The 15102-nt window shown below is 60.7% G+C and carries 13 protein-coding genes; 6 read left to right on the top strand and 7 right to left on the bottom strand.

Annotated elements, in window-relative coordinates; all coding sequences use genetic code 11:
- The first annotated feature begins 51 nt into the window (after window positions 1-51).
- A complete protein-coding gene (locus tag L6D63_RS13405) occupies window positions 52-2373 on the top strand; it encodes a hybrid sensor histidine kinase/response regulator (protein WP_131671637.1) in 2322 nt (773 codons plus the stop codon).
- On the opposite strand, the gene L6D63_RS13400 is transcribed toward L6D63_RS13405, so the two are convergent.
- The 3 genes from L6D63_RS13400 to msrB all read right to left on the bottom strand — a co-directional run bounded on the left by L6D63_RS13400 (window position 2357) and on the right by msrB (window position 3888).
- Window positions 2357-2818 (bottom strand): MarR family winged helix-turn-helix transcriptional regulator, encoded by a 462-nt coding sequence (locus L6D63_RS13400; protein ID WP_095668667.1) that lies wholly within the window; start codon window positions 2816-2818, stop codon window positions 2357-2359. The two genes, L6D63_RS13405 and L6D63_RS13400, sit on opposite strands and share 17 nt — an antisense overlap.
- Window positions 2815-3300: a glutathione peroxidase gene (locus L6D63_RS13395; RefSeq protein ID WP_027613435.1), complete on the bottom strand. Its 486-nt coding sequence runs from the start codon at window positions 3298-3300 to the stop codon at window positions 2815-2817. Before L6D63_RS13395 ends, L6D63_RS13400 begins: the two co-directional genes overlap by 4 nt.
- A 192-nt stretch (window positions 3301-3492) precedes the next feature.
- Complete coding sequence (msrB, locus tag L6D63_RS13390) at window positions 3493-3888, bottom strand: peptide-methionine (R)-S-oxide reductase MsrB (protein WP_041069831.1); 396 nt, start codon at window positions 3886-3888, stop codon at window positions 3493-3495.
- Window positions 3889-4111: 223 nt separating this feature from the next.
- Between msrB and L6D63_RS13385 the strand changes: the two genes are divergently transcribed.
- Together L6D63_RS13385 and htpX are read left to right on the top strand one after the other, a co-directional pair.
- Entirely contained in the window at window positions 4112-5323 is a 1212-nt protein-coding gene (locus tag L6D63_RS13385; RefSeq protein ID WP_003226761.1) for a pyridoxal phosphate-dependent aminotransferase, read from the top strand.
- Between the two features lie 303 nt (window positions 5324-5626).
- Complete coding sequence (gene htpX, locus L6D63_RS13380) at window positions 5627-6514, top strand: protease HtpX (RefSeq protein WP_041069582.1); 888 nt, start codon at window positions 5627-5629, stop codon at window positions 6512-6514.
- Between the two features lie 197 nt (window positions 6515-6711).
- Here htpX and L6D63_RS13375 read toward each other — a convergent pair whose 3' ends face one another.
- A complete protein-coding gene (locus tag L6D63_RS13375) occupies window positions 6712-7368 on the bottom strand; it encodes a thiopurine S-methyltransferase (RefSeq protein ID WP_131671638.1) in 657 nt (218 codons plus the stop codon).
- 104 nt (window positions 7369-7472) lie between these two features.
- Between L6D63_RS13375 and L6D63_RS13370 the strand changes: the two genes are divergently transcribed.
- A complete protein-coding gene (locus tag L6D63_RS13370) occupies window positions 7473-8240 on the top strand; it encodes a DODA-type extradiol aromatic ring-opening family dioxygenase (protein WP_131671639.1) in 768 nt (255 codons plus the stop codon).
- Between the two features lie 117 nt (window positions 8241-8357).
- Here L6D63_RS13370 and L6D63_RS13365 read toward each other — a convergent pair whose 3' ends face one another.
- Window positions 8358-10031 (bottom strand): DEAD/DEAH box helicase, encoded by a 1674-nt coding sequence (locus L6D63_RS13365; RefSeq protein WP_007964821.1) that lies wholly within the window; start codon window positions 10029-10031, stop codon window positions 8358-8360.
- Window positions 10032-10452: 421 nt separating this feature from the next.
- Between L6D63_RS13365 and L6D63_RS13360 the strand changes: the two genes are divergently transcribed.
- Window positions 10453-11244, top strand: a complete 792-nt coding sequence (locus L6D63_RS13360) for a crotonase/enoyl-CoA hydratase family protein (RefSeq protein WP_108183400.1) — start codon at window positions 10453-10455, stop codon at window positions 11242-11244.
- A gap of 131 nt (window positions 11245-11375) precedes the next feature.
- Here the strand turns inward: L6D63_RS13360 and L6D63_RS13355 are convergent, their stop codons facing one another.
- Window positions 11376-12131 carry a spermidine synthase gene (locus L6D63_RS13355; protein WP_095668663.1) on the bottom strand — a complete coding sequence of 252 codons (756 nt, stop codon included), beginning with the start codon at window positions 12129-12131 and terminating at the stop codon, window positions 11376-11378.
- A 153-nt stretch (window positions 12132-12284) separates the two neighbouring features.
- Here L6D63_RS13355 and L6D63_RS13350 point away from each other — a divergent pair, with 153 nt between their 5' ends.
- Entirely contained in the window at window positions 12285-13631 is a 1347-nt protein-coding gene (locus tag L6D63_RS13350; RefSeq protein ID WP_041069567.1) for a class II 3-deoxy-7-phosphoheptulonate synthase, read from the top strand.
- A gap of 182 nt (window positions 13632-13813) precedes the next feature.
- Here the strand turns inward: L6D63_RS13350 and L6D63_RS13345 are convergent, their stop codons facing one another.
- The gene (locus L6D63_RS13345; protein WP_131671640.1) at window positions 13814-15040 is read right to left on the bottom strand and encodes a winged helix-turn-helix domain-containing protein; all 1227 of its coding nucleotides are present in this window, start codon (window positions 15038-15040) and stop codon (window positions 13814-13816) included.
- Window positions 15041-15102 lie beyond the last annotated feature (62 nt).

The following is a 15102-nucleotide window of genomic DNA, read 5'->3' as shown; positions in this document are numbered from 1 at the left end:
TGATCGACTATGCTTGAGCAGCGAAGGGAAACGGAAGTGGTTCAACACCCCATGGATATCAAATTCACCCACCGGCTGTCTTACAAGCAAGCCAGATTCACTGTGCTGGTCGGGTTCATTCTGGGCACGCTGCTCAGCCTGCTGCAAATCGGCATCGATTATGCCAGCGAAGACGCCTCCATCAACCGTGAAATCCTGTCTTTGCTGGAAATCAGCCACAATCCGGCATCGCGGATCGCCTACAACATCGACGCGGAACTGGCGCAGGAACTGACCCTGGGGCTGTTGCGTTCGCCGGCGATCATCTCGGCGCAACTGACGGACAACAATGGCAACGTGCTGGCCAACGTCAAACGCCCGGAGCTGCAAAGCGGCTATCGAGTGATCAGCGACTTCCTGTTCGGCGCCAAACGCCAGTTCGAAGACCGTCTGTACCTCGACCACCTGCCTGACGAATCATTGGGCATCCTCAGCCTTGAAGTCGACACGTACGCGTTCGGCAGCCGTTTCCTGCGCCGCGCCGAAGTCACTCTGCTCAACGGATTTGCCCGCAGCCTGATCCTCACCGGAATCCTGCTGGCGTTGTTCTACGTGATGCTGACCAAGCCACTGGTACGGCTGATTCGTGAACTCAGTGCGCGCGACGCACGCAGTGCAGAACCGACAACGCTGGAATGCCCGGCCGGACACGCCAATGACGAGATCGGCGTGCTGGTCAAAGTCGCCAACCAGCAGTTCGAAAACATCGCCACGGAAATCCAGCAGCGCCGCAACGCCGAAAACCGCCTGACCGACTACCTCGGGCAGCTGGAGCACATCGTTTCGGCCCGCACCGCCGAGCTCAAGGCGATCAACACCCGGCTCAGCCAGTCCAACGAAGAACTGGAGATCGCCCGCAGCACCGCACTGGACATGGCCGAAGCACGCTCGGCGTTCCTTGCCAACATGAGTCACGAGATCCGCACCCCGCTCAACGGTCTGCTGGGCATGATCGCCCTGTCCCTTGACGGCCCGCTGAATGCCGAACAACAGCAACAGCTGTCAATTGCCCATGACTCGGGCAAGGTGCTGGTGGAGCTGCTCAACGATATTCTCGACCTGTCCAAGTTCGATGCCGGACAACTGGAGCTCGAGCACATCCCGTTCGACCTCGGCTCGCTGATCGAGGATACCGCCAACCTGCTGTCGCAGAACGCAGCGCCGAGCGTCGAACTGACCTGCCTGATCGATCCGCACTTCCCCGCTCTGGTGCTGGGAGACCCGACCCGGGTGCGGCAGATCGTCAGCAACCTGTTGTCCAATGCCCTGAAGTTCACCCGCTTCGGTCGGGTTGATGTGCGCCTGTCGGCCCATGGCGACGGGGTGCGCATTGAAGTCTGCGACACCGGTATCGGCATCGCCCAGGAGGCCCAGGTGAAAATCTTCCAGCCGTTCACCCAGGCGGGCGCCGGTATCACCCGGCAGTACGGCGGCACCGGTCTCGGCCTCGCGCTGACCTACAACCTCTGTGAAGCCATGCAGGGTCGGCTGACCATCAGTTCCGAGGCCGGTTTCGGCAGTCAGTTCTGTGCCGACCTGCCGCTGCCGTGCCATACCCGGGCGATCATGCCGCCACCGCTGCACGGCAAGGTATTGGCGATCACCGCGGCCAGCAGCGGCCTCGCCGAACTGCTCAAGATGCTGTTGCCGGTGTGGGGCGTGACTTACGAACAGCGCACCATGGACGACCCGTTGCTGGGCCTGTCACCCGATCTGCTGATCACCGATTGCCCGGAATGCCTGTTCAGTCTGCGCCCGACCCTTAGCGCGCCGATCCTGGTGGTGACCGCTTATGGCAGCTTCATGCCCAGCGAAGAGGCCGCAGCGCTGGCGCCATTGCAGCAACAGGCCCGACCACTGGCACGCAACGCGCTGTATCAGATCCTGCGGCGCATTCTCCTGGCAGACATCACCACGAACAACGATACGCAGCACGAAAGCCAGCCGGTTCAACGCCGCGGACGCGTGCTGCTGGTGGAGGACAATCCGGTCAACCAGTTGGTGGCCAAAGGCATGCTCGGCAAGCTCGGGTGCGACGTGGTGGTCGCCGCCCACGGCGCCGAAGCGCTGGATCAACTGGAACACGATGAGTTCGACCTGGTGCTGATGGACTGCAACATGCCGGTGATGGACGGCTACGAAGCGAGCCGGCAGATTCGCCAGAGCGGGCGCTGGCCGCATCTGCCGATCGTCGCGCTGACCGCCAACGCCATGTCGGAAGAGCGCGAACGCTGCCGTGCCGCCGGCATGAGCGATTACCTGGCCAAGCCGTTCCGCCGCGAAGAGCTGGCGACCCTGCTCGATCAGTGGATTCCGACTACGTCAGCGCTTTGATCTGCCCCAGCAAGTGATCGAGACCGTTACGCAAATCGTTGAGCCGTTCAAGATCCACGCCGCTGTCGCACAACAATCGGGCCTTGAGCGGCCCGACCTGCTCGCGCAACGCCTGACCCTGGGTGGTCAGGCTTAGATGCACTTCACGCTCATCGCGCGCAGAACGCTGGCGCTGCACCCACTGCAATTGCTCAAGCCGCTTGAGCAACGGCGTCAGAGTGCCGGAGTCCAGCGCCAGACGCTCGCCCAAGGCCTTGACCGTCGGTTGCTCCGGCGCTCTGTCCTGCCACTCCCACAGCACCAGCATCACCAGGTACTGCGGGTACGTCAGGCCGAGCTGATCGAGCATCGGCTTGTAAGCGCGAATCACCGCCCGGGACGCGGCATACAACTTGAAGCACAACTGACTGTCGAGCTTCAGCGAATCGTCGGGCAGGCTGTTCATTTGAGCAGGGCTTCGATCTCGCCGCTGATGTCCTGCGGCTTGGTGGTCGGGGCAAAACGCTTGACCAGTTGCCCATCCTTGCCGATCAGGAACTTGGTGAAATTCCACTTGATGCCCTCGGAGCCGAGCAGACCCGGAGCGCGTTTTTTCAACTGCACGAACAGTGGATGCGCATCAGAACCGTTGACATCGATCTTCTTGAACAACGGGAAACTCACGCCGTAATTCAGCTCACAGAATTCGCTGATCGCCCCCTCGTTACCTGGCTCCTGCTTGCCGAACTGATTACACGGAAACCCCAGCACCACCAGGCCCTGATCCTTGTAGGTCTGCCACAGCTCTTCCAGGCCTTTGTATTGCGGGGTGAAGCCGCATTTGCTGGCGGTGTTGACCACCAGAACGGCCTTGCCGGCGAAATCGGCCAGGGTCTTTTGCTCACCCTTGATGGTGGTGACAGGAATATTCAGCAGGTTGTCGCTCATGAGACGGCTCCACGGGTTATCGGCAAAGGCCAAACATAGCGAGCAATTAAATTGTGTGCAATTTAATTAATTGAGTTGCCATCATGTGGGAGCTGCCGAAGGCTGCGATCTTTTGATCTTAAAAAATCAAGAGATCGCAGCCTTCGGCAGCTCCTACAGGGGTGGATCAAACCAGCCGGGCAAGCCAGCAGTTCAATCGCGAGGCTCGAGGTTCAGGCACACGGAGTTGATGCAATAACGCAGGCCGGTCGGTGGCGGACCATCGGGAAACACGTGGCCCAGATGCGCGTCACAGCGAGCGCATTTGACCTCGGTGCGGATCATGCCGTGACTGGTATCGCGGATTTCGGTCATGGCGCTTTCGCCGATCGGCGCGTAGAAGCTCGGCCAGCCGCAGCCGGAATCGAATTTGGTTTGGGAGTCGAACAGCGGCTCATTGCAGCAGACGCAATGATAAATGCCGTCGGTTTTGGTGGCGTTGTATTTGCCGGAGAACGGCCGTTCGGTCGCACTGAGCCGGCACACGTTGTACTGCTCGGGGTCGAGCATCGCACGCCATTCTTCCAGGGTTTTTTCCAACTTTTCCATCATCACACCTCAACGGCTGAAAAAGCCCGATCTGTACCTTTTCCACGGATCGGGTGGCACGTATGATTGCGCCTCGTCACACGCCAGTCTGGCAGCCAGACCGGGCGCATTCAAACGGATTATTGGCGCCACCGCGCAAGACTCCGCCTGTGCGAAGACGCAGGAATCCCAGTACGGTTGGCCATCCGCCGTCTGGATCGTTCATTTTCGGGATCACATCGCCATGCAGTTCAGCAAATCGAACAAGCTCGCCAACGTCTGCTACGACATTCGCGGACCGGTGCTCAAGCACGCCAAACGTCTGGAGGAGGAAGGCCAGCGCATCCTCAAGCTGAACATCGGCAACCCGGCACCGTTTGGTTTCGAAGCGCCGGACGAAATTCTCCAGGACGTGATCCGCAACCTGCCGACCGCTCAGGGCTACAGCGATTCCAAAGGCCTGTTCAGCGCCCGTAAAGCGGTGATGCAGTACTACCAGCAAAAGAATGTCGAAGGTGTCGGCATCGAAGACATCTACCTGGGCAACGGCGTGTCCGAGCTGATCGTGATGTCGCTGCAGGCGCTGCTCAACAACGGCGACGAAGTGCTGGTACCGGCCCCGGACTACCCGCTGTGGACCGCCGCCGTGAGCCTGGCCGGCGGTAACGCCGTGCATTACCTGTGCGACGAGGGTGCCGACTGGTTCCCTGATCTGGCCGACATCAAGGCCAAGATCACGCCGAACACCAAGGCCATGGTGATCATCAACCCGAACAACCCGACCGGTGCGGTGTACTCGAAGGAAGTACTGCTGGGCATGCTGGAAATCGCCCGCGCGCACAATCTGGTGGTGTTCTCCGACGAGATCTACGACAAGATTCTTTATGACGATGCCGTGCACATCTGCACCGCCTCGCTGGCACCGGACCTGCTGTGCCTGACCTTCAACGGGCTGTCGAAATCCTACCGCGTGGCGGGTTTCCGCTCCGGCTGGATCGCCATCTCCGGGCCGAAACACAATGCCCAGAGCTACATCGAAGGCATCGACATGCTGGCCAACATGCGCCTGTGCGCCAACGTGCCGAGTCAGCACGCAATCCAGACTGCCCTCGGCGGCTATCAGAGCATCAATGATCTGGTGCTGCCGCAAGGTCGTCTGCTGGAGCAGCGCAACCGTACCTGGGAGTTGCTCAACGACATTCCGGGCGTCAGCTGCGTCAAGCCGATGGGCGCGCTGTATGCATTCCCGCGGATCGACCCGAAGGTCTGCCCGATCCACAACGACGAAAAATTCGTCCTCGACCTGCTGCTTTCCGAGAAGTTGCTGGTGGTGCAAGGCACGGCGTTCAACTGGCCGTGGCCGGATCACTTCCGCGTGGTGACCCTGCCCCGCGTCGACGACCTCGAGATGGCCATCGGACGTATCGGCAACTTCCTCAAGTCCTACCGCCAGTAACCGGTCGACCGTGCGCAACGGCCCGAACGTTGCGCACTGTCTGATTCAGCAACACTTCTGCCCTACTCGCCTCGCAGGGCCTTCTACACTTGCGATTCGTATAGTCCACTTGCCTCTGGCGCAGTGGTGGCGGGTGGCGGCTGGCTGTCATCCCTTTCGGTTTCGGTCGTGGGCAATGGCCTGCAGCCCCGGAATCCGCTGTAGGACACAGTTTGAAATAGTCACTCAGTTGAATCACCCCGTGCCGCACCTTATATACCCCGCAGTACGCTACATCTTTAGCTTGAGGAGATTTCTACAACCATGATGCGCATCCTGCTGTTTTTGGCCACTAACCTGGCGGTCGTGCTGATAGCCAGCATCACCCTGAGCCTGTTCGGCTTCAACGGGTTCATGGCGGCCAACGGGGTTGATCTCAACCTCAGTCAGCTGCTGGTTTTCTGTGCGGTCTTTGGTTTCGCCGGTTCGCTGTTCTCGCTGTTCATCTCAAAGTGGATGGCCAAGATGAGCACCGGCACCCAGATCATCAGCCAGCCACGTACCCGGCATGAACAATGGCTGCTGCAAACCGTCGAGCAACTGTCCCGCGAAGCCGGGATCAAGATGCCCGAAGTCGGTATTTTTCCGGCCTACGAGGCCAACGCCTTTGCGACCGGCTGGAACAAGAACGACGCGTTGGTCGCAGTCAGCCAGGGCCTGCTCGAGCGTTTTTCGCCAGATGAAGTGAAAGCCGTTCTGGCCCACGAAATCGGTCACGTGGCCAACGGTGACATGGTCACCCTGGCGCTGATCCAGGGCGTGGTGAACACCTTCGTGATGTTTTTTGCGCGGATCATCGGCAACTTCGTCGACAAGGTGATTTTCAAGAACGAAGAAGGCCAGGGCATTGCCTACTACGTGGCGACCATCTTCGCCGAACTGGTCCTGGGCATCCTCGCCAGCGCTATCGTCATGTGGTTCTCGCGCAAGCGCGAATTCCGTGCCGACGAAGCCGGCGCTCGTCTGGCGGGCACCAACGCGATGATCGGCGCGCTGCAACGCCTGCGCGCCGAACAGGGCCTGCCGGTACACATGCCGGACACCCTGAACGCCTTCGGCATCAACGGTGGCATCAAACAGGGCTTTGCCCGCATGTTCATGAGCCACCCGCCGCTGGAAGAGCGTATCGACGCGCTGCGTCGTCGCGGTTGATCCATCTGGCGTGACAACCGAAAAGGCCCGCAGCGATGCGGGCCTTTTTGTGCTCGGGATTGTGTGTTGCGGATCTGGCCCCATCGCTGGCAAGCCAGCTCCCACAGTGATCTGATTCGTCCTCGAATCCAGAAAACACCACAAAACCCTGTGTGAGCTGGCTTGCCAGCGATGGGGCCCGCACCGCCAATACAAACCTATCGACCAGAAACCCGGTAAACCCGCTCCTCCAACCGCGTCACCCCCGCCTGCAAAAACTTCCAGCTCTCCCCCAGCACATCCTGCTCTTCCAGCATTCGCACCTGCCAGGCACCCGCCAGCAAGCGCCGCACCTCATCATCGCTCACCGCAAACGGTGGCCCGGACATTTGCGCCTGATCATAATCCAGAGTGATCAACAACCCTTGCACAACCGGCGGCAGGATTTGCTGCAGATGCGTCGCATAGCGTTCACGCATCGCAGGCGGCAAGGCGATCAACGCTGCCCGGTCGTACAACGCCGCGCAGTCCGCTACATCGTCTGCAGTCAGCGCGAAGAAATCACCGCACCACAACTCGATGGAATCGCCGCGATAGACCTTGAACGGCCCCTCGTCGCTGACCTGCGGCGTTACCTGATGCTCACTGAAGAAGTCCTCGATGGCCTTCTGCGACAACTCGACCCCGAGCACCTGATATCCGCGCCCGGCCAGCCACAACAGATCCAGGCTTTTGCCGCACAGCGGCACCAGCACTCGCGCCTGGGCCGGGATCTTCAACTGCGGCCAGAGACGCTGCAGATACGGATTCACCTCAGGCAGGTGAAAGCCGATCTGATTGGATTCCCACTTCTTGTGCCAAAACTCAGGCTGCATGCTTCACCTCAAAAAATTCGATCAAAAGGCGTTAAAACTTATATTAGATTTAGATCAATGATCTGACTGAAGATGGCACCATCTTACCGCTCAGGAACCTTTCCATGTTTCCCAGCCTGTTTATCTCCCACGGCTCGCCAATGCTGGCCCTGGAACCCGGCGCCAGCGGCCCGGCCCTCGCGCGCCTGGCGGCCGAACTGCCTAAACCGAAAGCCATCGTGATTGTCTCTGCCCACTGGGAAAGCCAGGAATTGCGGGTCAGCAGCCATTCGCAACCCGAAACCTGGCACGACTTCGGCGGTTTTCCCCGCGCCCTGTTTGAAGTGCAATATCCGGCGCCGGGCAATCCGCAACTGGCCACCGAAGTGGCCGAATTGCTCAACGCTGCCCATCTGCCGGCTCGCCTCGATGCGCAACGACCGTTCGACCACGGCGTCTGGGTGCCGCTGTCACTGATGTACCCGCAGGCGGATATTCCGGTGGTGCAGGTGTCGCTGCCGAGTCGCGGTGGCCCGGCGCTGCAAACCCGTGTCGGACAAGCACTGGCGAGTCTGCGCGAGCAGGGTATTTTGCTGATCGGCTCCGGCAGCATCACCCACAACCTGCGCGAGCTGGACTGGCATGCCGGCCCGGAAAGCGTCGAGCCGTGGGCGCGGGACTTCCGCGACTGGATGATCGACAAGTTGGCGGCCAATGACGAAGCGGCGTTGCACGACTATCGTCAGCAGGCGCCAAATGCGGTGCGCAGCCATCCGAGTGATGAGCATTTGTTGCCGTTGTATTTTGCCCGTGGTGCGGGAGGTGAGTTCCGCGTAGCGCATAAAGGCTTCACGATGGGTGCACTGGGTATGGATATCTATCGCTTCGGCTGACGTCATCGCTGGCAAGCCAGCTCCCACAGGGTTGTGGGGCGGGGCAAAAAGCAGACATAAAAAATCCCCGAACCAGTCGGGGATTTTTTATGTTCGATCAATCAGCCCGAGGGCGGATCAATCTTCGCGGTAGCGACGCAGTTTCAGCTGCTTGCCAGCGACGCGAGTGTCCTTCAGCTTGGTCAGGAGTTTGTCCAGACCATCTTCCGGCAGTTCGACGAGGCTGAAGCTGTCACGCACCTGAATGCGACCGATCGCTTCGCGGGCCAGACCACCTTCGTTGAGGATCGCGCCCAGCAGGTTCTTGGCGGCGATACCGTCACGCGCACCCAGCGCGGTACGGCAACGGGCACGGCCTTCGCCCAGAGGCATTGGCGCGCGACGCTCGCGGTCGCCACGATCAGGACGATCACCGGAACGCTCAGGACGGTCGCCACGCGGTGCGTTGTTCGGCACCAGTGGACGTTCCTTCTCGATCGCTGCCAGGTTCAGCGCTTGACCGTTGGTTGCCTTGCGCAGCAGGGCTGCAGCCAGTGCACGCGGGGTGCAACCGATGTCTGCGGTCAGACGATCGAGCAGCTCGCCGTGAGTCGATTCGGCATCGGCGACCAGCGGCGACAGGCTATTGGTCAGTTTCTTGATGCGTGCATCGAGCACAGCTTGAGCGTCCGGCAGACGCACTTCGGCCACCTTCTGGCCGGTGACACGCTCGATCACTTGCAGCATGCGGCGCTCACGTGGAGTCACCAGCAGCAGCGCACGACCTTCGCGACCGGCACGGCCGGTACGGCCGATACGGTGCACGTAGGACTCCGGATCGTACGGCATGTCCACGTTGAACACGTGGGTGATGCGCGGAACGTCCAGACCACGGGCAGCCACGTCGGTCGCGACAACGATGTCCAGACGGCCATCCTTGAGCGAGTCGATGACGCGCTCACGCTGGTTCTGGGCGATGTCACCGTTCAGCGCAGCGGCTTTGTAGCCTTTGGCGTCCAGGGCACTGGCCAGATCCAGGGTCGCTTGCTTGGTGCGCACGAACATGATCAGCGCGTCGAAGTCTTCCACTTCCAGCAAGCTGAGAACAGCAGAGGTCTTCTGGTCAGCGTGAACCAACAGGTGAGCCTGTTCGATCGCGGTAACGGTCTGAGTCTTGCTCTGGATCTTCACGTGCTTCGGATCGCGCAGGTGGCGCTCGGCGATGGCACGGATCGACTGCGGCAAGGTTGCCGAGAACAATACGGTCTGACGGGTTTCCGGCATGGCCTTGAAGATCACTTCCAGGTCGTCCATGAAGCCCAGTTTGAGCATTTCGTCCGCCTCGTCCAGAACCAGGTGGTTCACGGTAGCGAGGACTTTTTCGTCGCGACGCAGGTGGTCGCACAGACGGCCCGGCGTGGCGACAACGATCTGTGCGCCATTACGGATTGCTTTCAATTGTGGGCCCATCGGCGCGCCGCCGTAGACAGCCACAACAGTTACGCCCGGCATTTGCTTGGCGTAGGTTTCGAAAGCGGTTGCAACTTGTAGCGCCAACTCACGAGTTGGGGCCAGGATCAGAGCTTGCGGCTCGCGCTTGGACGGATCAATGCGGTGCAGGATAGGCAGGGCAAAGGCAGCGGTTTTACCGGTACCGGTTTGCGCCTGACCAATCATATCGTGACCGGCGAGGATGATCGGGATCGACTGCTGCTGAATGGCCGAAGGCTCTTCATAGCCGGTAGCGACTACTGCAGCGACAATATTGGGATGAAGTTCAAGAGCGGCGAAGCCGCCGATTTCCTGGGTCATGGGTCTGCCTCTAAGTGCATCCGCAAAGACCCATGCTCCAAAGCTGCGCATGCCGTGTTGAGACTCAAGAGTCGCCCTGGCAGCTTTGTCGGCGGGGATTTGCGAAAACGTATGAATGAAAAAGAATCGTCAAGGAAGAGCCCGCAGTGCGGACGTGCAGCCGAAGCTGGCTTCGGGGAATTGCGCTACCTAAACGCGGCCCGGTTAAAGGCCGGCGCGCACTATACCGGAATTTGCCCAAAAAGGGAGCTTTTTTTATCAGCTGAATCGCTGTGTCACCGCTGTGTAACGGGGTTTTGCGGATAATCGTGCGAAGGTCTATTTTGCAAAGGCCCGGCCTTGCGGGTGATGACGCTTAAACGATTCATCGATGTGCGGCATACCGTCGCTGCACCCGCCCTTCCCGCCCGAGGATCTACCCATGAATCAGCCCTGCCCCGGCCGCGTCAGCCGCGAACATCGTGGTCATGTCCACTTGATTGGCCTCGACCGGGCCGCCAAACGCAATGCCTTCGACCTCGATCTGCTCAATGACCTGAGCCTGGCCTACGGCGAGTTCGAGGCCGACAGTGACGCGCGAGTGGCCGTGGTGTTCGGGCATGGCGAGCACTTTACCGCCGGTCTGGATCTGCTCAATGCCAGCGCCGCCCTCGCCGAAGGCTGGCAGGTTCCGACCGGCGGTTGCGACCCGTGGGGCGTTTTCGTCGGGCCGCGCGTGAGCAAACCGGTAATTGTCGCCGCGCAGGGCTACTGCCTGACCATCGGTATCGAGTTGATGCTGGCCGCTGACATCAACCTGTGCGCGAGCAATACCCGCTTCGCACAAATGGAAGTGCAGCGAGGGATTTTTCCTTTTGGTGGCGCGACCTTGCGTTTTCATCAGGTGGCCGGCTGGGGCAACGCGATGCGCTGGCTGCTGACCGGCGATGAGTTCGATGCGCATGATGCATTGCGCCTGGGTTTGGTACAGGAAGTAATGGCCAGTGAGGACCTGCTGCCCCGCGCGATCGAACTGGCCGAGCGGATTGCCCGGCAGGCACCGTTGGGGGTGCAGGCGACGCTGATGTCGGCGCGCCAGGCACGGTATGAAGGTGAGACGGCGGCGGCACAAGGATTGCCGGCACTGGTGAAGAAGTTGCTGGGGAGCGAGGATGCCAAGGAAGGCATCAGCTCGCTGGTGGAGCGGCGGCCAGGCATCTTCAAAGGGATCTGAAAGATGTCGTGACATCAGAACACCTTCGCTGGCAAGCCAGCTCCCACAGTGACCGAGCCGTTCACACATCGCGCGTGCGGCGCGAACTCTGTGGGAGCTGGCTTGCCAGCGATGGGGCCATCACTGGCAACTCAGGTCGCCGGACGAATGGCCTTGATCAACGACTGCAACGAATACCCCAATCGCGGTGCCAGCGCTTCAGCGCGGGCGGTCAGCGCCTGCATGTCCAGCTCCTGATCGAGATCCGCCGGCACAATCAGAATCACATTGCCCTCCTTCACCGGCAGTTCCCAGTAATGCCGGTGGTAGAGCCCACGCAGCAACGCGGCGCCCAGCGGTTTGCCATCATCGGTGGCCCACTGGTTGATCACCAGCCAGCCGCCCGGATTCAAACGCTTCTGACAGTCGCCGAGAAAACTCCAGGCCAGATGCCCGACACCCGGGCCGACATCGGTGTACAGGTCGACAAAGATCAGATCCGCAGGCTCGGCCGTCGGCAGCAACTCCAGCGCATCGCCGACCCGAATGTACAAACGCGGATCGTCATCCAGCCCCAGGTATTCGATGGCCAGGCGCGGCACGTCCGGGCGCAGTTCGATGGCTTCGACATCTTCCAGCGGCAGGAACTTGAGGCAGGCCTGGGTCAGCGTACCGGCACCGAGGCCAAGAAACAGCGCGCTCTCCGGTTGTTCATGGCACAACGCGCCAATCAGCATCGCCCGGGTGTAGTCGTATTCGAGCCAGCTCGGATCGGCGGTGAACACGCAGCTCTGCTCGATGGCATCGCCGAATTCCAGAAAGCGGTAATCGGCCACTTCCAGCACGCGAATCACGCCGAATTCATCCTGTACCTCGGCGAGCAACAGCTCGACGCGCTCCTCAGTCATTTCGTCTCCTGATGGCCACCGGGCGCGGTGACACGATGGCACCGCTCCGGCGCCGTGGCAAAGCGGCGATTGTCGGTGATGGGGCGGGAGCAGGTCACGCACTAATTGCTGCTACCATGGCCTTCCCGTGCGTAGAACCCATTAGAGACCGTGATGAGCCAACCCTGGAGTCCTGACAGCTGGCGCGCCCTGCCGATCCAGCAACAACCCCAATACCCCGACGCCGCGCATCTGCGCCAGGTCGAGCAGACCCTGGCCAGCTATCCGCCGCTGGTGTTTGCTGGTGAAGCGCGCGAGCTGCGCCGCCAGTTTGCCGAGGTCACTCAGGGCCGGGCGTTCCTGTTGCAGGGCGGCGATTGCGCGGAAAGCTTTGCCGAGTTCTCGGCAGCGAAGATTCGCGACACCTTCAAAGTGTTGCTGCAAATGGCGATCGTCATGACCTTCGCCGCCGGTTGCCCGGTGGTCAAGGTCGGGCGCATGGCCGGTCAGTTCGCCAAGCCGCGCTCTGCCAACGACGAAACCCTCGACGGCGTGACCCTGCCCGCCTACCGTGGCGACATCGTCAACGGCATCGGTTTTGACGAAAAGAGCCGCGTGCCGGATCCGGAGCGCCTGCTGCAGTCCTATCACCAGTCCACCGCTACCCTGAACCTGTTGCGCGCCTTCGCCCAGGGCGGCTTCGCCGACCTGCATCAGGTGCACAAGTGGAACCTGGATTTCATCGCCAACTCGGCACTGGCCGAGAAATACAGCCACCTCGCCGACCGCATCGATGAGACCCTCGCATTCATGCGCGCCTGCGGCATGGACAGCTCGCCGCAACTGCGCGAAACCAGTTTCTTCACCGCTCACGAGGCACTGTTGCTGAACTACGAAGAAGCGTTCGTGCGTCGCGACAGCCTGACCAACGATTATTACGATTGTTCGGCGCACATGCTGTGGATCGGTGACCGTACTCGTCAGCTCGACGGTGCTCACGTCGAATTCCTGCGCGGGGTGAACAACCCGATTGGCGTCAAAGTCGGCCCGAGCATGAACCCGGACGACCTGATTCGCCTGATCGACGTGCTCAACCCGGACAACGATCCCGGCCGCCTGAACCTGATTGCGCGGATGGGCGCGAACAAGGTCGGCGATCACCTGCCGGCGCTGATCCGCGCGGTACAGCGTGAAGGCAAGCAGGTGTTGTGGAGCTCCGACCCGATGCACGGCAACACGATCAAGGCCAGCAGCGGCTACAAGACCCGCGACTTCGCGCAGATCCTGGGTGAGGTGAAACAGTTCTTCCAGGTGCACGAAGCCGAAGGCACTTATGCCGGCGGGATTCATATCGAGATGACCGGGCAGAATGTCACCGAGTGCATTGGTGGCGCGCGGCCGATCACGGAAGACGGGTTGTCGGATCGTTATCACACCCACTGCGATCCGCGGATGAATGCCGATCAGTCGCTGGAACTGGCGTTTTTGATTGCGGAAACCCTGAAACAGGTCCGCCGCTAGACCGAGTCGCCCCATCGCCAACAGGCATGGATTGACCTCTATCCCTGTAGGAGCTGCCGAAGGCTGCGATCTTTTGATCTTGATTTAAAAAATCAAAAGATCGCAGCCTTCGGCAGCTCCTACAAGGATCAAGATCACCCAGAGATCTCTGTGGGAGCCAGCCTGCTGGCGATGAGGTCGGTTCAGGCACCCTCAATTTGCGCCAACGCCACCCGCAACCGCGCCGCACTCTCGCGCTGACAATTAAGCTGCACCCGCGCAAGCCTCAGCCAATCGGCCATCTGCCGCAGATTCAACGCCAGCGCCAGCATCCCCTCTTCATCCAGCCCCGGCACTTCCTCATGCACCGCGTGCACCGCCAGGCGCCCCGACGCTCGTTCGGCGCGCAGATCGACTCGCGCGGCAATCCGTTCGTTGTGCAGGAAAGGCAGCACGTAATAGCCGTAAACACGCTTGTCCTGCGGCGTGTAGATCTCCAACCGATAGCGGAAATCAAACAGCCGCTCGGTGCGACTGCGTTCCCAGATCAACGAATCGAACGGCGACAACAGTGCACTGGCAACCACTTTGCGCGGCACCTTCGGTTCCGGCAGGCAGTAGGCGATCTGTCGCCAACCGGTGACTTCACAGGTCTGCAACTGCCCGTCCTCGACCAGTTCCGCCAGACGCGGTCGCGCATCAGACGGATTCAAGCGGAAATAATCCCGCAGATCCTTTTCCGTGCCGACGCCGAGCGCCTGCGCCGCGTGCAGCAACAAACCACACTGCGCTTGCGCCTCGTCAGGTAACGCTTGTTGCAGAATCGAGGAGGGAATGACCCGCTCCGGCAAATCATACAAACGCTCAAAACCGCGACGACCGGCCACGGTCACTTCACCCGCGGCAAACAGCCACTCCAGCGCATGCTTTTCCGCGCTCCAGTCCCACCACTGCCCGGCCTTGTCCTCGCGGGTCGACAGACTGCCGGCACCCAATGCACCGCGCTCCTCGACCGCACTCAAGACCCGGCGCACAACGCTCTGCTGCTCCAGACCAAACTTTGCCAGTTGCTGATAAATGTCTCTGCCATTCCTCGCCCGCTGCATGCGCCAACCCATCAACGGATACATGGCCAATGGCAACAACGATGCCTCATGGCCCCAGTACTCGAACAACGTGCGACGTCGTCCCGAACTCCAGGCGGCCTGATCGAGCAAATCAGCGGAATAGGAACCCAAACGGGAAAACAGCGGCAGGTAGTGCGAGCGCACCACGGCGTTGACGGAGTCGATCTGCAGCAGGCCCAGCCGTTCGATCAGCCGGTTAAGTTGCGGCGCCTTGACGGTTGGCGGCTGGCGCCCGTTGAATCCTTGGGCGGCCAGCGCCAGACGTCGCGCCTGTTTGAGAGAAAAGGCCAGAGTCGCGGGCATGAGCATCTCCTTGTCTGCTCGCAACCTACCTCACCTGAAAGTGGTTTGTGTAGTAAGGCGCC

Source organism: Pseudomonas parakoreensis (assembly GCF_021602155.1).
Lineage (GTDB): Bacteria > Pseudomonadota > Gammaproteobacteria > Pseudomonadales > Pseudomonadaceae > Aquipseudomonas > Aquipseudomonas parakoreensis.
This window is presented reverse-complemented; position numbering and strand designations above follow the sequence as displayed.